The following is a 17,054-nucleotide window of genomic DNA, read 5'->3' as shown; positions in this document are numbered from 1 at the left end:
GAGTTGCATACGTGTCACACTCAGCGTCCTACCAGGTCCCACCCCCGCACGGGACCAGAACCCGAGAATGATCACGACCTCACACAGGCCCTAGGACCCCGGCTCGCAGTCTTCCGCTGGCTCTGCTTCTACAACCACCGGCGCAGGCACTCCACGATCGGCTACCTCGCGCCGGTCGTCTTCGAGCAGAGATCAACTAAGCTGGCCATCGCTGCGTGACAACTGGTGTCCACGACCAGGGTGGAAGCCCCGGAGGCGGCGCGCGGGACGCGAACACATCGCGGAGCCAGGACCTGTCGTCGTCGACGCCGCGGCTGGGGACGATGACCGCTGTCCCCCGCCCTCAATGCGGCGCTGGCCAGGGTGTGGGCCACCGAGCTGTACACAGGACTACCCGGACCTGCATCCAGGAGCTCGGTGCCTTCCACCACGGCTGGCCGCCGTTCGGGCGCCTGCGGGAGCGGCCTGGCGCGCGCGACCACCTGCCCACCGTGGAGGTACGCGTCGCCGATGCAGGGCTCACCCTGAGAACACCGTCCTGCGAGCAGCAGTCATCCGCGCACTGCTCGCCACAGCCCTCGGCGCCATTCGTGCCGGTGAACCGGCCCATCGCCCTGCCACCGAGATGCTGCGCGCGGCCTGTTGGCGGGCAGCACGCGACGGTCTGGCAGCGCAGACCCTCGACCCCATCACCCGCCAACTGGTCCGTCAGACCCCACAGGTCGAGCGCATGCTGCGTGCCCTTGCCCCCGCGCTGCGCCGCAGCGGTGATCTCCGTACGGCAGCGCAAGCGATCGACTCGCGGGCGTACACGGAAGGGGCGAGCAGGACCCAGCAGTTGTCGCGACGCATCGTCGAAGGCTTCCTCGCCGGCGTCGCCCTCCTCGTCACGCCGACGATGGCCTGTCTTCCGCCGCTCGTCGGTGCCTGGCGGGCGGGTACTGACGACGATGGGGGTGCTCACGTCGGTGTTCAACGTGACGGGCCAGCCGGCGATCTCAATCCCCATCCACCACGGCGACAGCACTGGCCTGCCCGTCGGCATCCAGATCGTCGCTGCACCGTGGCGGGAGGACCTCCTGCTCCAGGTGGCTCGCGCCCTCGAGCTGGCGCACCCCTGGGCCGATCGCTGCCCGCCCGTTAGCTGAGCACGGAGGCTCTTCCCGAGGCCGGGCCGGAAGGAAGAAGGCCAGATCGTCCGAGGCGGGGACCGACGCGGCTGGCGGGCGGCTCCGGTTGACACGCTCTTGCCTCTCACCCGCACCGCCAGCGGCCCTTCCACCCGCGCCGCTCCGGATCGGCCACCACCTGCGTGAGGATCTCGTCGTTGACCGGGCCGCGAACAGCAGCGGCCGGGTCCTTGAGCGTGCAGAACGCCGACAGCTCGAACGAGCCCTCCCCAGCCGTTCCAAAGCGATACGGCACCGCTTTCACGCGCGGTACGATGCCGCTCCGCCGTGCGCTGTTTGGAGACTTCCGTGTCAGCAACCAAGGTCCGCTTACCAGGACTGTCCCGGTCCGATGCCCTCGAGCTGGGCGAGTTCGTCGACCGCGGGGCGATCGCGCTCCACCACGAGCCCGTGCCGGAGGGGAGCTTCGGCGATCTCGGCGTGGTGACCGTTGTGGTGGCCGCTTCGGCCTACACGCTCAAGGGGATGGTCAGCTATCTGCTGTACCGCCACCGGGGCACGTCGTTCGAGAAGGTTGTCGAGATCGAGCATCCCGACGGCCGGATTGAGCGGATTACCCTGAAGTGGCGGGACACGTCAAGCGAGGCCATCGACTCCGCATTGGCGTCAAAGCTCGCCTCCGCCACCGGCATTCCCTGGGACAAGATGGTCGGTGACGAAAACTGAGCGAGCACTTCGCGTCGGCGCTGAGCGGGCGCAGCTTCACCAATCCGATCACCAACCAGACCGCCATCTCGTCCTTCCGGGCAGGCAAGCACGTCCAGCGTCTGATCGAGCGGCACCTCTCGCCCGACTGCCTGCCTGCCTTCCTGCACGAGGCGACCCACCACTGGTGCTTCATGAACACTGTCGGCATGGCAGTGAGCCTGCTGCACCAGCGCGCGCTGACCGATGCGGCGGCCTACCGCAGCGGGCGTCGGCGCGACAAGGATGTCGCGCGCCGGATCACCGGCGCCATGATGCGGTACGAGGCCTTCATCGCGCTCCAGCGCCCGCTCGCCGAAGGACTGGCACTGTTCGCCGAGTTCGACCTGTCGTCGTTCGGCACGCTGCCCCGGCTGTGCCCGGTCTTGGCCCGGGTCGCCGACTACTTCGGCCCCGGTGCGATCGCGTCCTTCGAACCGGAGGAGCACCAGGACGCGGTGACCCGCAACGTGCTCGACGTCATCCTCGGTTCGACGCGTCGGCAGCAGCAGGTCGTGACCCGCCGCCTGGATGTCCTCGTCCAGCCGGCCGATCCCGAGGACGGCGGCTACCTGCCCGGCTACCTGCTGGTGAAGGCGCTGTGGAGCGCCGGCATCGGAGTCGACGCCCGCCTTGGCGACCCCGAGCTGTTCTTCTCCTACGCCATCGAGTACTTGTACACCGACCTGGGGTTGATCGCCCACCTGCTCGACGAGGACGACAGCCAACGTGCGGTCGACAAGATGATCGAGTACTTCGTGCGGCGGGTGATCGACTTCGGCTGCGCGAACCACGCCGCGAACCTCGATGAGTTCCTCGCGAGCCACCGGGACCGCAAGATGTACACGGAGTTCGACGCATGGGCGCGCCACGGCAACAGGCGGTGGGACGTCGATGACGCTACCGCCGACCTGGGGGCGGACCGGCTCATCGCGCTGCATGACGAAACGCTCGAACACGCTCCGGACGAGGACCTCGTCCGGAACATCGCGCTGATGTTCCAGCGCTCGGTGCTGTCACTCGGCCGCCACCCGGTCACGGTCACCGTCGACGAGCGCGACCGGTTCACCGTCACCGACGGCGAGCAGTCGGTCATGAGCGGCACGTACGCGTCCGGACTCCCCGTCGGAACGGCGGTCGACGGCCATGTCGACGTCTCCATCGACGCCCACACCGGCTGCGCCGCGATCGTTCTGTCTTTCGGCGACGACGCGCCCGTGTACTGGTTCTCCGACGACGCGAGCGAGGACTGGCGGCACTCCTTCCAAGTCGCGCGGGCCGCCCTCTCCCGGGCGGAGGGTGAGGGCGAGGAGCTGCTCACTCTGCTGCGCGATGTCGCCAAGGAGGCGTCCGGCGTGATCTATCCCCTGGAGATCGCGCGGGATCGTGCCACCGGCGCCACCAAGGTGTTCACCCGGCTGGCGGCCGCGGTGCTCAACGCGGCGATGGCCAACCGCACTCCCGATCTCGATGCGGTGGCCAGGTCCGCCGCGATCCTCGGGCCTGCCGGGCTGGCCGGCGTGTTCGACCAGATCCGCTATGTCCGCGCGCTGGCCTGGGGCGGCCTGGTCATGTCCACCGGCGCACTGCCAGACGTGGACACTGCGCGCCGGCTGTTCGAGGAGGACCGAGACATCCACTGCGTCGCCGAGACATTCGACGAGGCGATGGACCTGATCCGCCGCACCGGCGTCGACAAGCTCGGCAACCCGCTCTACACCGTCCGCGACGGACGGCCGGTGTTCATTCTGTAGGCCAGTCCAGGTCGAGCAGGGACCTCGTGGCGCCGAAACGGAACCCGGTCGCGGTGATTGCCTCCAGTCGGTCGTCCAGCACCGCGTGATCCGACTGAGCGGCCAGCAGCCCGTGGATTCGGGTCGAACGCTCAGCCGCCTCCACCCCCTCCCCGATCGCGGAGGCCGCTCCTCTGATCACCCGGGTCAGGGCGTCTTTCAGGTCGCTCTCGCTTCCGCGCGGACTCACGACCGTGGCGACACAACCGCTCTTCACACCGTCAACAGGGTCGGTGACCAACGTGATCCCGAGATCGGAGAGATCGCCATTCTGCCCGTTGGCCACCATGTGCGCGAAGGACGTCCAGTGCTTCACCAACTCTTCGGGCAGATGCTCCTCGGTTCCTTCCCGCATCGCGGCCAACGTCGAGTCGAACGCGTTGCCGCAGCAGGCCAACAAGAGGGACATCGACGACGTCATCTTGGCCTGGTAAAGCACAATCGCGGGCAGGCCGGGACGCAGCCGCCATTCGATTTCGTTCAGTCCACCGGGCTTCTCCCGCAACCACAGCGGCCCGGCGAATCGCTCAGCGGACGGCGGACCCGAGACATGATCGGCGAACAGACGCACTACAGCACCTTCCTGAGGATTCACCGGTACTGGGCGACGTTCGTCATACCGGGTCCTCGAATGTAGCGGGGCGTGCTTCTCCCCGGCTCCGGCGGGTGGTTGCATACCTTTGCGCAGCGGCGAGCCAGCGCGTTTCCGGCGCGCGCCGGGGGCGCGAGGCGACGACTTCGGACGCCGGCACGAGCCGGCCGCAGGCCTGTCGGCCGGCCGCGGTCCGGGGATCCGGACGATGGCTACTGAGTACCTGAGGCTGTCGGGGATCTTGAAATTCGGAGTCGTCCAGCGTGATCGACATGCTGATGAAGCAACCCGCTTCTCCTGATCAGGGCTTCGCAGGTAGGTCGGCGAACCCCTAGGGATCGGCGACGGCCGGTTGGTGACCGTTGGGCGAACGCTTCGTTCGTGTCTGCTGTTATCAATGTGGCTGGAGTGCCGATGGCGTTCACCCGTTCGTGGCGCCTATGCCGGGAATGGTGTGCGGCTGGGGGAGCGTGCTGTGACGCTGCGTTCGATCACTCATGCGGGTTCCGGTACCTCCTCTGGGGGATTGCCGGGTGCCGCCTGGTCGATACGGAGCAGTCGGCATAGCTCGGTCGTCAGGACCTGCGGATGCACTCTGTCCGCAGCCCCCATCACGACCGGCTAACCGTCATGTCGGGGCTGCCAGGCGCGGGCATGGCCATCGAAGGGGCCAGCTCCGGTCGGAGATCGACGGCGTGGCGCAGGAAGCTGCGCTTGGAGTAGAAGGTGTGCTCGGTCGCCCACCCGCGGGAGGAGAGGTGGCCGCGCAGCCAGTTGTTGATGCGTTCCATTTCGCGCAAGACCTCGTCCTGGTCATGGCCGAGGACGCTGCGTGAGCGGAGGTACTCCAGCTCGCATTGGGAGAGCACCACTTCGGGTGCCGCCAGGAGTGAGCATCGGTCGAGGAAGATGCCGTAGACGTGGCCGGTGCGCATCGACTCGCACTGGACGTCGTATCGGACGCGTTGGAAGGGCGGCATGGCCCGCACCTGGAGGCCTAGTTCTTCGCGCAGGTATGCCTCGAAGCGGTCGGGGGTGATGTCGAGGCCGGGGGTGAGTTCCTCGCGGCGGGCGAAGGTGTCCTCGGTGAACCACTTCCGCTTAAGTACGTGTCCGGCGGTGACGGTGGGGATGAAGGAGGCGTAGCCGATCTCGGCCTCCGGGCCGGTGACGTCGAAGAGGTGGTTCTCGGTGTGGTGGATCTGGAACTCTTCCCGATACTCCGGTCGGTAGTCCTCCAGTTCGCCGTCGCGCAGGGCCTTGAGCAGTTCCATGGATGCGGCCCAGATGTCCCGTGCCGGATCGAGGGTGTACTTGAACTCCAGCTCGGTGCCGGAGAAGTGCTTGCGAAAGTACCGAAGGTGGTTGTTGAGCGCCGTGCTCGAATGGGCATGAGCGGACAATACGGGTTCGAGCCAACGCAGTTCCTCGGCCGGGCCGTGGCCGACCGGTTCGCGGGTGGTGCGGACGAAGCAGGCGTCCTCGGGGTGAAAGCGGATCTGTGCGTATGCGTGGTATCCGCCGCTGGGGTGTTCAGCCAGGTAGCACAGCGGCACCAGGCTCGGTGGGGCGTCGGCGCCGACCAGGGCGCGCAGGGCGGGGCCGGCGATGGCGTCGGGGAACAGTTCGCTGCCGTCGATGTGGGCCGTCCCGAGCCGGGCGCCGCCTGAGCGGAGGGCATCGGCTGGGCAGAGACCGAGCGTGTTCCAGTGGACGGCCACGGTGGTGGCCGGTCGGCATGCCTCCTGCGGCGGCACACGGACAAGCACGATCGGCTCGTCGCGTCGCCGCGGCGCAGTGCGGTTGAGGAGGTGGATGCCCCCCAGGACGACCCAGGCTCGTCGGTCTGAGGTTTGGTCATGGTGCACGCTGAACTCCTTCGTGTGAAGCGGGCACTACGGATGCTCGCCGAGCCGCGCCGGGGCCCGGGTGAGTCGGCCGGACACGACCGGAGGGCTGCCCGCTCGTTCCTGCGACATCCGGCCACTCCGTCGGCCTAGGGTGGGGCGGGTGACTCATAGTGATGTCAGTCAGATGATCTTGGGTGAGGCCGTTACGGATGCCCGCCTCGCCGCAAGGGAGTTCGACGGTGCCCGGGCCTGGCTGGAGGAAGCCCGCCGGCACCCGATGGAGCCGCTGGCGGCCGAGGTGTGGGTCGTGGACCCCGCCTTCGAGCACGTCCTGTTGGTCAAGCACCGCGTGCGCGGATGGGTGCCGCCGGGCGGCAAGGTGGAGCCGGGCGAGGGACCGCGTGCGGCGGCGGCGCGAGAGCTGCTGGAGGAGACCGGTTTGCGCACCGAGTTGCTGCCCGAGCCCGCGGCCGTGGCGGTGCGCTCCTACCGGGCCGACTGGTCCCCGACGTTGGGCCTGTCCTACGCCGCGATCGTCGGACGCGACGTGCCGCTCAGCGGGGAGCAGAACCAGCCGGTGGCATGGTTCCGCCTGGACGTCGGCTGGGACAGCGTCTTCCCCGAGGACCGCGAGCGGATCCGTGCGCACGCCCGGCGCCTTGCGGCCGGCCGGGCGGTCGGTTTCCGCTGACTTGTGCCCCCGGTCGCCGTTCACAGGACCGCGTCGATCCGGTCGAGGGCTACCGAGGACAGGGTGATCAGCTCAAGGGCGTGCAGGAACCGGCACCACACCGGCTCCAGGCCAGGCTCCCGCTCGAACTGCTCCAGGCTCAGGTGCCCGTCGGCGTGCGAGACGGCCCGCAGCGCGTGCTTCTGGAGCTGGTCGGGGTGGACCCACCGGGGGGCGCGGACCTCCCGGGGCGAGGGGCGCAGCGATCCGTAGACCTCGGCCTGGAAGATCCACCAGTGGTGGCCCACCGGGCCGGTGGGCGTGCGGCGGCAGCGGTTGGGCCGCCACCGGTCCAGCAGCAGGTGAAGGTGGGTGACGGTGAGACCGACCTCTTCGGTGACCTCATCACGGGCGGCCGGCTCCGGGCCGCCGTGCTGGTCGACATGGCCGGCGACCGGAGCGAGACCGGCCGGAGGAGTCACCCGCTCGAACACCAGGAGCCCGCTCGGGGAAGAGATCAGTACCCCGACGCTGGTGTGGTCGCAGAAGCTCTCCTTGCTTCCGGGCGCGGAGGCGGCCGTGGTCATGCGGTGGTCTCCGGCCGCTGGGCCACGACGATGAGCCAGCTCGTCACCGACGGGGCGTCCGGGGTGGTCAGGGCGTAGGCGGCGTCGAGGATCTGCATCCGCTGGGCGTGGGTGAAGTCGCCTTCGGGTCGCGCGAAGACGGGGATGGACAGCCACGCCTTCTTCTCGGCCATGGTGCTGTGCTGGGCGGTGACCTCGGTTTCGACGACGGCCAGTCCGGCCTTGCCCAGCTGCTCGGTGACCGTTTCCAGCGGCAGCTTCGGTGGCGCGCCCGAGGCCGTAGGCGGTGGTGTGTATCCGTATTTCTGGACGGCGATTTGGCGGATGAGAGCGTTCAGCGACGGCCCGGTGCGGACGGACTGTTCGTCGGGGTGACGCACGCCGGCGAAGCCGCCGCCGATGTTGAAGACGAACCGCCCGCCTGGGCGCAGGATGTGGGCGACGGCCGCGAACACCGCCGCGGTGTCGGTCTTCCAGATCGCCGAGTTGCACACCACGGCGTCAGCGTTGCCGGAAGGAACGTCGTTGGCGAGCTGCTCGGCCGGTGCGGTGATCCAGGTCAGGCGAGCGTCGGTCAGGGTGCGGCGGGCGACGCGCTGCATCGCGGCGGCGTTGTCCACGGAGACCACCCGGGCTCGGGCCGGGATCACGTCGAGAATCGCGCGGGCGGTCGCGCCGACGCCGGCGCACAGGTCGATCACCAGGCTGGCATCGGCCAGGTGGACTCGGCGGGCGAGGTCGCGGCTCGTGGCGTCGTACATGGGGTGGGCGCGGGTGAAGGCTTCGTACGCCTCGGCGTTGGTGTCCTCGTCCCAGCCGAGGATGGCGTCCTGGGGTGCCATGATGCGGTGGCCTCGCTTCGCGGAAAGGGGCCCGGCAGCCCGGGCCGGGCGTTCGGGCAGGATCAGAAGAGCGCGGACTGTACGGCGCCTGGCGGTGAAGAGAAGGTCGCGCCGAGGGTAATGCGGCGGCTCTTGAGAGCGCCGAGGTCGAGCAGGTAGGGCAGTTCGCCGTCGCTGTCGAGGGAGGCGAGGACCTGGGAGCCGATGCAGGAGAGAATCGTCAGCCCGTGCTCGCCCTCACTAGGGTCGTGTGGGTACAGGGCGCGCTCAGTGCCTGGGGCACCGAGCAGGTCGCCTTCGCCGGGTGGCATCCACGGCTCCAGCACCGCCGGGATGTTCAGGTCGGCCAGGGCCTCCGCGGCGCGGTCGAGGTGCTGCTGGTGGGCGGTGCGGGCTGGCGTGAGGTCGCGCAATTCGGCCAGGGCCGTCAGCTTGGCCGCAGCTCGCACGGTTTGCGTCAGGCCGAGGCGGCGGGTGAGGGCGTCCTCGAGGAACCGCACGGTGCGGCCGTCAGGGCTCTCGGCGAGGTAGGTGGCGACCAGGGCGCCCTGCTCGTCGAGGCGAGAGCGCTTGCGGGGGGGCGGCCGCGGTGCCCACCTTCGTGGTGCCGTCGGCGAACGTCGCCAGGTACAGCCAGTGGGGCTGGGCCATGTAAGCCGCCAGGGCGTCGGGGACGTGGCCACCGGAGTGGAACTGGTGGGCGAAGCGGAAGTCGTCCCGGCTGGCGCAGGCGGCGCACTGGCCGCCGGCCTCGGCCGCGGCCCGGTCGGGGCAGGCGACGGCCTCGACGCGGACCCGGTCGGCGAACCGGTACCGGCCGGTGCACCACCGGTCGGTACCGCTCACCTGGTAGCCGAGGTGCTGGCCCATGATCCCGGCGTAGACGAGCGGTCCGCCGGGCAGCGGAGCGAGCAGGAGGCGGGGGTCTCCGCTCGCCCAGGTGATGCCGTGGCAGACGTACGTTCCGCTATCGGGCAGGGCCTGGTCCATGGTGCGTTCCTTGTCGATCGGGACGGTGGGGTGGGTCAGACGGTCAGGTGCAGCCGGTCGGCGAGCGCGGCGGAGGCGGCCTTGAAGACCTGGTCGCGGTCCATGTCGGCGGCGTTGAGCGACAGCCAGGCGCCGCGTGCCGCCTGCTCGCGCATCTGGTCGAGGACGGTGTCCTGATAGCGGATGAAGTCCTCGTCGCCGCCGCCGGAGTGGCCGGTCTCCAGGGAGGAGAACGAGCCCTTGCGGGCGAGGGCTTCGCGGGCGCCGATGTTCAGGAAGAACACCAGGTCCGGTTCGGTCAGGTGCGCGAAGACCTGTGCGGCGAGGCGGGTGGGAACCTCGGGGTTGACCGCGTAGCGGGCGAGGATCTTGTGGTGTGCGTTGTCGAGGACCACGTGGGTGCCTGCGGTGAGCGCGGGCTGGACCACGAGCCGGTCCTGCAGGGTGTACCAGGACGCCAGTGCCAGCAGCCAGTAGTGGTCGCCGCACGCCTGGGCGACGCGGGCGTCGCGTCGGTAGACCAGCTCGTTGAGGCGGTTGAGGTAGGCGGAGAGCTCCAGGTCCCGGGGGACGTCGGTGCTGCTCTTGCCGACGAGGATCGCCTCGTGGCCCGCGTTGTTCAGGGACTGGTGCAGGCGGGCGGCGAGGGTGGACTTGCCGGCCCCGTCACCACCGACGAAGGTGATCAGCCGCCCGGGCGCGGGGGTGGTTGGCGCGTTCGCCGTCATCGGGTTCCTCCCAAGGAGTGGGCCGGTCCGGCGGTCAGGCGGCCGGTGATGATGGTGCGGATCCGGTCGACCAGGACCGCGCGCCGATGCAGGACGTCGCTGTGACGCTCATTGGACAGGTCGGCGGGGTAGTGCCTGGCGAGGTTGTTGGAAATGACGTGGAGGTAGCCGAATCTGATGCCGGCCTGACGCGCCGCCGCCCCCATGGGCCCGATCTCAGGGTCGACGAAGGCGTACGACGTCGTGTGCTGGGCCAGCCAGTCCCGGTTCTCCAGCAGGATCGACGGGGAAGAGACGTGCAGGCCGCTCTGCACCCCGCCCTGGGTGGCGGCGAAGTCGCCGAAGAAGTCGTCCCAGCTCACCAGCGCCCCGCGGACCAGGCTTGTGTTGTCGGTCGCCAGCCAGGTGTTCGGTTCGATGCCGGGGGTCAGCGAGCCGACCTTGCCGACGTAGACGACGTCGCCGGCGCCGAGTTCGGCAAGGCGCGCGACGACCCGCCCGGCGACGTCCCCCCAGATGCTGTGCAGAAACCCGAGGTAGACCACGCGGCGGCCGGCGACCTCGGCCCGCTGCCAGGCGTAGCCGGGCCCGCGGGTCCACACCCCGTTCTCGGGGGTGAGGTACTGCAGGCCCCAGCCGACGATCACCAGGTCACCGTCCAGCTCCAGGCCCAGCGCGTCGAGCGCCGTTCGGCACTCCTCCTGCCCGGGCGGCTGGTACGTGACCGTGTCGGCCGGGCGGCCGGTCATGAACAGGTAGAGGTGATAATCAGCGCGTAGTGCTGGACGTAGTCGGCGCCGGGGAACGCCTTGACGACCAGGTCACGGCCGTGGACCTCGGCAGTGGGCCGCTCGATGTTGAACAGCTTCCCGCTCTTCTCGTACCGGGAGATCATCGCGGTGCGGTCGTAGCCGCCGATGACGCGGATGCTGTCCCAGTCCTGGTCCTGGATGAGGTGGTGAACCTTGATCTCCAGGTAGCGCAACAGCCTATCCGGGCTCATGGTGTGCCCTCGGGGGTCGAACGGGGCGGCGCGCAGCAGCCCGGGGGCGGCGTCGGCCAGCAGGGGGATCATCGTCGCTCCTCGGCGATCGTCACGGCGCTGCCGGCCGCCGCGCGGACGACGGCGATGTTCTGCCGGATCAGGTCGAACCGGTCCTCGGGGATCGGGCCGAGCTTTTCGACCCGTGGCGTGGAGGGCTTCTCGTACGGTCCTTCGGGCAGCAAGGCGATGCCCATCGACCCGAGGATGACCGGGGCCGCGCCGTCCACGGAGGAGATCCACTCGTGCTCGCGCTGCTCGACCAGCTCCAGGTGCCCGGTCCGGCCCAGACCGAGCAGCCGGTACACGATCAGATCGTCGACCAGGCCGCGGTCCTCCAGGTAAGCGGTCGCCAACCAGCGGGTGCGGCACAGCTGCCTGTCGGGACCCGGCCGACGTGAGGCCGGCAGGGCGATGGCCCCGGCCCAGCCGCCGGTCACGAAGGCGTCGTAGGTACGCAGCCATTCCTCGTCGTCCGCTGCATGCAGGACCGCGCACAGCCGGAATGCGTCGCCGGACAGCTCCCGGATCTCCCGCGCGGCCTGATCGCTAGCCTTCAGGGTCGCGGCCCCGTCCTGCATGACGTCCGGCAGGATGATCTCCCTCGCGGACACCGCGCGCGCGGCTTCGACGAGGCTTTCCGCCGGCAGGGGCGTAGCCGAGGTCGAACAGCCCGTTGTCGACGATGATCTCGGCGCCGCGCTCGGCCTCGCGAGCGAAGAAGACCCGGTAAATCTCGTCGGACAGCACACGCTGGGCGGCCACACGGTGGACGCGGGCCGGCTCCTGGGCGACGAAGTCCTCCAGGTAGGCAGGCGGAGCGATGACGGAGAAGTCGATGCCCGTGGCGGCCATCACGGCGCCCCCCACAGTCCGGCGGTGACCGTGAGGAACTGCTGGGAGAGAACGGGGTCGGTGCCGAAGCGCCCGCCAGTTTGCACCGTGGTGGTGCGGGCCTCCTCCATCCGTACGCCACGCATGCTCACGCACAGGAGCACGCCGCGCACGGCGACAGCGACGTCCTCGCGTCCGATTACGCCCGTGAAGTACTCGGCGACCTGGCGGGTGAAGCGTTCCTGGACCTGGAGCTGACCAGCGAAGTGTTGGGCGATCCGCCCGAACTTGGACAGACCCACCACCTCGCCGTCCGGCACGTATCCGGCCACGACCTGCAAGTTCATGGGCAGCATGTGGTGCTCGCAGAGCGACCACACGCTCATGCCGCCCACGATTGCCAGCTGACCGCTCAGCTGGGATTCGGTGAAGCAGGTGGCCGTTGTCGCGCCGTCCGGGGACAGGAAGGCGCTCCACCAGGCCGCGACACGGTCCGGGGTGCCGATCAGCCCTTCGCGGGCCGGGTCCTCGCCGAGCTCGACCAAGAGCTGCGTGATCAGGTCGGCGACCCGGCTGGTGTCGATGGCCGCGGCGGGCTCGGGGACGGCAGCGGTCGCGGCCGCTGCAACGCTGGCGACAGAGGTCGTCATGGGCTTCTCTCGCTTCCGGGGACTGGGGAACGGATGGGCGTGGTGGTGCGTGCGGTCAGCGGCCTCGGGCGTCGCCGAAGGCCAACGCGTGAAGCCGGGTGGTGAAGTGCCAGTGCCGGGCCGCGACCGCGTCCGCCAGGACTCGAGTGGCCGCGGTGATCGCCTCAGCGGTGGTGCCCTCCGGCATCACCCACACCGGCGCGAGCCGGTGGGTATCGGCAAGCTCGGCGATCCGGTCGAGGTCGGCCACCGTGGAAGCGACGAACTTGAACGCCGCCCGCTCGGAGGCCGCGAACGCCTCCAGCGCGGCGGGCACGCGGCTCTTGGCCTCCTTCACGCCGAAACTGGCGAGCTTGGGCGAGACATTGAACCGGACCCCGTCGACCACCAGCTCGGGGGCGGGCGCGATAGTGCCGTTCGTCTCGAACTCGACCCGCTTCCCGGCTGCCAGCAGCCCCCGGACGAGAGGCGCCAGGCGCGCCTGCTGGATCAGCGGTTCACCGCCGGTGATCACGACCAGCTCGACCGGTGATGACGCGGCCCAGGCCACCAGCTTGACGTTTTGTGACAGTGGACCGGTCGGTAGAGCTCGTGCGGCTCCCGGCAGTCGCCTGAAACTCATCAGATCTCCGCAACCCACTTCGCTGCTCTTGGCGTCCAACTCCATGACGGACGGCTGCCGATCACCCGGGAGAGCACGTGGCGAAGAAGGACCAGAAGACGGACGCGTCGAGGGAGAAGGACCGCGAAAAGTGGATGGCGCGTTTCCAGGTACGGCTGGCCATGCAGCCGGGCGTGGACCGGGCAGTCGTGCTCCAGGCGGTCAAGGATGTCACGGCGCACTGCGCGGATACGGGAGAGCACCCGCGGGCTGCCTTCGGCGACCCGGACGACTATGCCGTGCAGGCCGCCGTGCGGCTGGTGCCGGCGGACCGGGCGGCGCGCGTGAGGCGGCACGACGCCGTGGTGGACGCGCTCGACTCCGTGCTGAAGAGGGCCGGGGACGTCGCCGGTCTGTGACCGGTTGGAGCGACTTCCGTCATGGCCCGGCGCACGGGTTCTGACACAGCTTCTGATGACGGCCCGTGCATGCTGTGGCCGACGCTCAGTGCGTCGCGCGCGAGCTCAACCGTGTCAGCATCCTGAGTGGGAACAGGAGCGCGAGCGACCCGACGGCGAACACGCCGAGTGCCATCCGGTCATGGTGGAAGGACGTGAAGCAGCGCGAGCGTTTGCGACCTATCTGCCTCAGGTCGGCTACCGGGATCCGCATCTGCCGTTCGAGCGGGAAGTGCCACTCGATTTGATCGAGCGTCATGTTGACAAGACGGCCGTCTTCAGGCTCGACCTCATCGCCACGAACCGCACATCGTGACAGGCCAGGTTGATCGGGCCGGTCTCGGCGTGCCCTGCCCTGTGGAGGCCAGGACGTGAGTCACGTCGCGGTGATGAGGTACTGAGATGCCACGCGGGCGCGGGACGGGACTGCGTTGCCGCCAGGTCCGAATGCCATCGACTACCGGGGTGGTCCGCTGTCGTGCGCGCTCTGATCGGCCACCGACGCGGCGAGCATGACCACCGCGTCGTCGACCGCGCCGTCGGCGAGGTTGCCGTAGCCCAGGACGAGGCAGTCGGCCGGTTCCCGGTGGTCCACTCGGTAGGTCCCCAGGTCGACCAGCCGAAGCCCGCGGGCGGCCGCGGCCGTGACGACGTCGGCCGCGTCGACGCCGTCCCCGAGGTGGGCCACCATGTGCAGACCGGCGGCCGACCCGGTGATCTGGCACGTCGGCAGCCGGGTGCGCAGCGCGTCGAGCAGGGCGGCCCGCCGGGCCCGGTAGCGCTGTCGCACCGACCGCAGGTGCCGGTCATAGCCACCGGTCCGGACCAGGCGGGCGAACGCCAGTTGGTCCAGCACCGGCGGGCCGGACCGGACGGTGCCGCTTGCCTGCAGCACCCGGCGCCACTGCGGCGGCGCGACCACCCAACCGATGCCGAGGGCCGGTGACAGCGTCTTACTGACCGAACCGAGCAGCACCACTCTCTGCGGGCACATCCCCTGGACCGCGCCCAGCGGGCGGTGGTCGTAGCGGAACTCGGCGTCGTAGTCGTCCTCCAGCACCACCCCGTCGATCCGCCGCACCCACTCCACGAGCGCGGCGCGCCGCTCCGCGCTGAGCGTGACGCCGGTCGGAAACTGGTGGGCCGGCGTGGTGAGCACCGCCCGGACCGTCGGATCGCGGTCCAATTCGGCCACCCGCAGGCCCTGCTCGTCCACGGGGACCGGCACGGCGGTCAGCCCGGCCTCGCGGGCCACGTGATGCAGCCGCGTCCAACCAGGATCCTCGACGGCCACGCGGGTGATCCCCTCCGCCCGCAAGGCCCGGAACAGGCGGGCGGCGCCGTCGGTGACGCCCGTGGAGACCACGATGTCGTCGGTGTCCACCACGACGCCCCGGGAGCGGTGCAGGTGGTCGGTCAGGACCCGGCGAAGCTCGGGGTGTCCGCCCGGCGGGGGGAAACCCAGGTCGGGGAACGGCGCCCGGCGTGCCTGGTCGCGGACCGCCTCGCCCCACCGGGCGCGCGGGAAGGCCCGCAGGTCCGGCAGGCCCGGGGTCAGATCGAACCGGGTCTGTGGTGCCGGCGGTCGGTCGGCGTCCGACGGCGCGGGCACTGTGTCGGGAGTCCAGCGCACCCTGGTGGCCGACCCGACCCGCGCGTCCAGGTACCCCTCAGCGACCAGCTGCGTGTACGCCTGCGTGACGACCCAGCGGGAACAGCCCAGGTCGGCGGCCAGGGTGCGGCTCGGAGGAAGCGCACTTCCCGCGGGCAGCCGCCCGGAGCGGACCGCCACCCGCAGCGCGCGGGTCAGCCGCTCGTGCTTCGCGCCCGCCCCTGGGAGGTCGAGCAGCACACCCCACGCGAGATTGGTTCGGGATTCTTCCATGTGAATGGATCATAATGCCGAGCCAATCGCCGTTAGCGTCATCCGCGATCACCACAGGAGGTTCACGTGGAACAGCGGATCTTGTCCGACGGCGGGTCGGGGCTCAGCGTGAGTGCGCTGTGCCTGGGCACCATGCACTTCGGCACGACGGTCGACGAACAGCGGGCGTTCGCCATCCTCGACCGGTTCACCGACCTCGGCGGCACGTTCATCGACACCGCCAACACCTACGCGTTCTGGGTGCCTGGCGGCACCGGTTCGGAGAGCGAGGAGCTGCTGGGCCGGTGGCTGGCGTCCCGGCGGGCCAGGGACCGGGTCGTGCTGGCCACCAAGGTAGGAGCGCTGCCCGACCCGCTGGGCGCTCCCTGGCCGCAGCACGCGGAAGGGCTGTCCCACAAGGTGGTCCGGGCCCAAGCCGAGGCCAGCATGCGCCGCCTGGGCACCGACCATCTCGACGTCTACTTTGCCCACATCGAGGACCGTCGCACACCGTTGGAAGACACCGTCGCCACCTTCGCCTCGTTGGTGACCGACGGCCTGGTTCGGGTTACCGGGTGCAGCAACCACGCCGCCTGGCGCCTCGCCAAGGCCCGTGAGATCGCCAGGACCGCGGGGCTGCCCGGCTTCACCTGTGTCCAGCAGCGCCACAGCTACCTGCGGCCGCGGCCGGGCGCCAAGTTCGGTGCGAACCCGCACATCAGCGACGAGCTGCTCGACTACGCGCGCGAAGAGCCCAACCTGACAGTGCTCAGCTACTCGGTACTACTGTCCGGCGCGTACACCCGCTCCGACCGGCCACTGCCCGAGCAGTACGACCACGAGGACAGCAGGCGTCGGCTGGCGGTGCTAGCTGACGTGGCGAACGAGCTGGGCGCAACGCGGAACCAGGTAGTCCTCGCCTGGCTGCTGCGCGGCGACCCGCCGGCGCTGCCGGTGCTCGGCGTCAGTTCGGTGAACCAGCTCGACGAGTGCCTCGGCGCCCTGGACCTGGAGCTGGACGACGAGCTGCGGCACCGCCTCGACAACGCCTCATGACCTCGCGGGACCCCGCCGTCCGGGCATTGACAAGGCAAAGCTCGGACGGCACCCCGGTTCCCCCTTGAAAGGCATCGAGGATCGAGTCGGCGCCAGAGCCTGAAACCCCAAGGGCTTGTTCATCGATACGTGGATCAACACCGCAGCGACACAACTGCTGGGCTGGAGGGAGTGAGTGTGACGCAGGTGAGGGACGACGGGGCAGGCCGTTCGGTGGTGCATGTGGTCACCGCCGAGGACCGTGCCCGAGCCTGTCTCTCCTGCGGGGTGTTCGCCATCCGGCTGAAGTGCCACCGCACAACCGGGCCGAGGCTCCTGTCCTGCAGTGGGCATCCCGTGAGCATCCGTGGCGCAAGGCGCGCTGGTACTGCACCGCAACCTGTCTGTGAGCGCGGCTCGTTCACCGAAGCGATACGAGCGGTGCCCGCCCGGATGCGCACCACCACCGTTCTGCGCCAGGCGGCGGGGGCCGCGGTGTGTGACGGCGGGCGCACCGTGGTACGGGCCGGCCGCGATCTGGGCCTGTCCTGGCCGATCGTGCAGCGCTGCCTGGAGGAGTACGCCGCGAAAGCCCTGCCCGAGACCCCGCCCGAGACCTCCGGCGGTCGGGATCGATGAGACCC

General features: G+C 69.8%; 23 protein-coding genes. 8 read left to right on the top strand and 15 right to left on the bottom strand.

What is annotated here, in order from left to right:
* Nucleotides 1-950 precede the first annotated feature (950 nt).
* Nucleotides 951-1,148: an amidase family protein gene (locus tag ACWGJM_RS45770; RefSeq protein ID WP_453417713.1), complete on the top strand. Its 198-nt coding sequence runs from the start codon at nt 951-953 to the stop codon at nt 1,146-1,148.
* A 106-nt stretch (nt 1,149-1,254) separates the two neighbouring features.
* Here the strand turns inward: ACWGJM_RS45770 and ACWGJM_RS45765 are convergent, their stop codons facing one another.
* A complete protein-coding gene (locus tag ACWGJM_RS45765; protein ID WP_453417712.1) occupies nt 1,255-1,434 on the bottom strand; it encodes a hypothetical protein in 180 nt (59 codons plus the stop codon).
* Between the two features lie 44 nt (nt 1,435-1,478).
* On the opposite strand from ACWGJM_RS45765, the gene ACWGJM_RS45760 reads away from it, so the two are divergent.
* Together ACWGJM_RS45760 and ACWGJM_RS45755 are read left to right on the top strand one after the other, a co-directional pair.
* Nucleotides 1,479-1,856: a hypothetical protein gene (locus tag ACWGJM_RS45760; RefSeq protein WP_453417711.1), complete on the top strand. Its 378-nt coding sequence runs from the start codon at nt 1,479-1,481 to the stop codon at nt 1,854-1,856.
* Nucleotides 1,857-2,044: 188 nt separating this feature from the next.
* Nucleotides 2,045-3,628, top strand: coding sequence for a hypothetical protein (locus ACWGJM_RS45755; protein ID WP_453417710.1), 1,584 nt, complete (start codon nt 2,045-2,047; stop codon nt 3,626-3,628).
* On the opposite strand, the gene ACWGJM_RS45750 is transcribed toward ACWGJM_RS45755, so the two are convergent.
* A complete protein-coding gene (locus ACWGJM_RS45750) occupies nt 3,618-4,238 on the bottom strand; it encodes a hypothetical protein (protein ID WP_453417709.1) in 621 nt (206 codons plus the stop codon). The genes ACWGJM_RS45755 and ACWGJM_RS45750 overlap by 11 nt on opposite strands.
* Nucleotides 4,239-4,870: 632 nt before the next feature.
* Nucleotides 4,871-6,127: a hypothetical protein gene (locus tag ACWGJM_RS45745; RefSeq protein ID WP_453417708.1), complete on the bottom strand. Its 1,257-nt coding sequence runs from the start codon at nt 6,125-6,127 to the stop codon at nt 4,871-4,873.
* Between the two features lie 172 nt (nt 6,128-6,299).
* On the opposite strand from ACWGJM_RS45745, the gene ACWGJM_RS45740 reads away from it, so the two are divergent.
* Nucleotides 6,300-6,800, top strand: a complete 501-nt coding sequence (locus ACWGJM_RS45740; protein ID WP_453417707.1) for an NUDIX domain-containing protein — start codon at nt 6,300-6,302, stop codon at nt 6,798-6,800.
* 20 nt (nt 6,801-6,820) lie between these two features.
* On the opposite strand, the gene ACWGJM_RS45735 is transcribed toward ACWGJM_RS45740, so the two are convergent.
* From ACWGJM_RS45735 to ACWGJM_RS45685, 11 genes are all read right to left on the bottom strand, one after another.
* Complete coding sequence (locus ACWGJM_RS45735; RefSeq protein ID WP_453417706.1) at nt 6,821-7,366, bottom strand: NUDIX hydrolase; 546 nt, start codon at nt 7,364-7,366, stop codon at nt 6,821-6,823.
* Nucleotides 7,363-8,208 (bottom strand): class I SAM-dependent methyltransferase, encoded by an 846-nt coding sequence (locus tag ACWGJM_RS45730; RefSeq protein ID WP_453417705.1) that lies wholly within the window; start codon nt 8,206-8,208, stop codon nt 7,363-7,365. Before ACWGJM_RS45730 ends, ACWGJM_RS45735 begins: the two co-directional genes overlap by 4 nt.
* 62 nt (nt 8,209-8,270) lie before the next feature.
* On the bottom strand, nt 8,271-8,708 hold the full coding sequence (locus ACWGJM_RS45725; protein WP_453417704.1) for a hypothetical protein: 438 nt from the start codon (nt 8,706-8,708) through the stop codon (nt 8,271-8,273).
* Nucleotides 8,709-8,718: 10 nt separating this feature from the next.
* Nucleotides 8,719-9,198, bottom strand: a complete 480-nt coding sequence (locus ACWGJM_RS45720) for a hypothetical protein (RefSeq protein ID WP_453417703.1) — start codon at nt 9,196-9,198, stop codon at nt 8,719-8,721.
* 35 nt (nt 9,199-9,233) lie between these two features.
* The gene (locus ACWGJM_RS45715) at nt 9,234-9,926 is read right to left on the bottom strand and encodes a dTMP kinase (protein ID WP_453417702.1); all 693 of its coding nucleotides are present in this window, start codon (nt 9,924-9,926) and stop codon (nt 9,234-9,236) included.
* Nucleotides 9,923-10,675 carry a hypothetical protein gene (locus ACWGJM_RS45710; RefSeq protein ID WP_453417701.1) on the bottom strand — a complete coding sequence of 251 codons (753 nt, stop codon included), beginning with the start codon at nt 10,673-10,675 and terminating at the stop codon, nt 9,923-9,925. The genes ACWGJM_RS45715 and ACWGJM_RS45710 overlap by 4 nt, the downstream gene beginning before the upstream one ends.
* Complete coding sequence (locus ACWGJM_RS45705) at nt 10,672-11,001, bottom strand: hypothetical protein (RefSeq protein ID WP_453417700.1); 330 nt, start codon at nt 10,999-11,001, stop codon at nt 10,672-10,674. Before ACWGJM_RS45705 ends, ACWGJM_RS45710 begins: the two co-directional genes overlap by 4 nt.
* Nucleotides 10,998-11,549 carry a hypothetical protein gene (locus ACWGJM_RS45700; RefSeq protein WP_453417699.1) on the bottom strand — a complete coding sequence of 184 codons (552 nt, stop codon included), beginning with the start codon at nt 11,547-11,549 and terminating at the stop codon, nt 10,998-11,000. The genes ACWGJM_RS45705 and ACWGJM_RS45700 overlap by 4 nt, the downstream gene beginning before the upstream one ends.
* Nucleotides 11,518-11,823 (bottom strand): hypothetical protein, encoded by a 306-nt coding sequence (locus ACWGJM_RS45695; RefSeq protein ID WP_453417698.1) that lies wholly within the window; start codon nt 11,821-11,823, stop codon nt 11,518-11,520. Before ACWGJM_RS45695 ends, ACWGJM_RS45700 begins: the two co-directional genes overlap by 32 nt.
* Nucleotides 11,823-12,452, bottom strand: a complete 630-nt coding sequence (gene folE / locus ACWGJM_RS45690) for a GTP cyclohydrolase I (RefSeq protein ID WP_453417697.1) — start codon at nt 12,450-12,452, stop codon at nt 11,823-11,825. The genes ACWGJM_RS45695 and folE overlap by 1 nt, the downstream gene beginning before the upstream one ends.
* Nucleotides 12,453-12,507: 55 nt before the next feature.
* Nucleotides 12,508-13,119, bottom strand: a complete 612-nt coding sequence (locus ACWGJM_RS45685; RefSeq protein ID WP_453417696.1) for a 7-carboxy-7-deazaguanine synthase QueE — start codon at nt 13,117-13,119, stop codon at nt 12,508-12,510.
* A 32-nt stretch (nt 13,120-13,151) separates the two neighbouring features.
* Between ACWGJM_RS45685 and ACWGJM_RS45680 the strand changes: the two genes are divergently transcribed.
* Nucleotides 13,152-13,472, top strand: coding sequence for a hypothetical protein (locus ACWGJM_RS45680; protein ID WP_453417695.1), 321 nt, complete (start codon nt 13,152-13,154; stop codon nt 13,470-13,472).
* A gap of 181 nt (nt 13,473-13,653) precedes the next feature.
* Nucleotides 13,654-13,827: a hypothetical protein gene (locus ACWGJM_RS45675; protein ID WP_453417694.1), complete on the top strand. Its 174-nt coding sequence runs from the start codon at nt 13,654-13,656 to the stop codon at nt 13,825-13,827.
* Nucleotides 13,828-13,968: 141 nt separating this feature from the next.
* Here the strand turns inward: ACWGJM_RS45675 and pdxR are convergent, their stop codons facing one another.
* On the bottom strand, nt 13,969-15,396 hold the full coding sequence (gene pdxR, locus ACWGJM_RS45670; RefSeq protein ID WP_453417693.1) for a MocR-like pyridoxine biosynthesis transcription factor PdxR: 1,428 nt from the start codon (nt 15,394-15,396) through the stop codon (nt 13,969-13,971).
* 66 nt (nt 15,397-15,462) lie between these two features.
* On the opposite strand from pdxR, the gene ACWGJM_RS45665 reads away from it, so the two are divergent.
* Both ACWGJM_RS45665 and ACWGJM_RS45660 read left to right on the top strand, forming a co-directional pair.
* Entirely contained in the window at nt 15,463-16,431 is a 969-nt protein-coding gene (locus ACWGJM_RS45665; RefSeq protein ID WP_453417692.1) for an aldo/keto reductase, read from the top strand.
* Nucleotides 16,432-16,863: 432 nt separating this feature from the next.
* Nucleotides 16,864-17,049, top strand: a complete 186-nt coding sequence (locus ACWGJM_RS45660; RefSeq protein ID WP_453417691.1) for a hypothetical protein — start codon at nt 16,864-16,866, stop codon at nt 17,047-17,049.
* The last annotated feature ends 5 nt before the right edge of the window (nt 17,050-17,054 follow it).

The organism is Streptomyces sp. NPDC054834, assembly GCF_053611185.1.
This window is presented reverse-complemented; position numbering and strand designations above follow the sequence as displayed.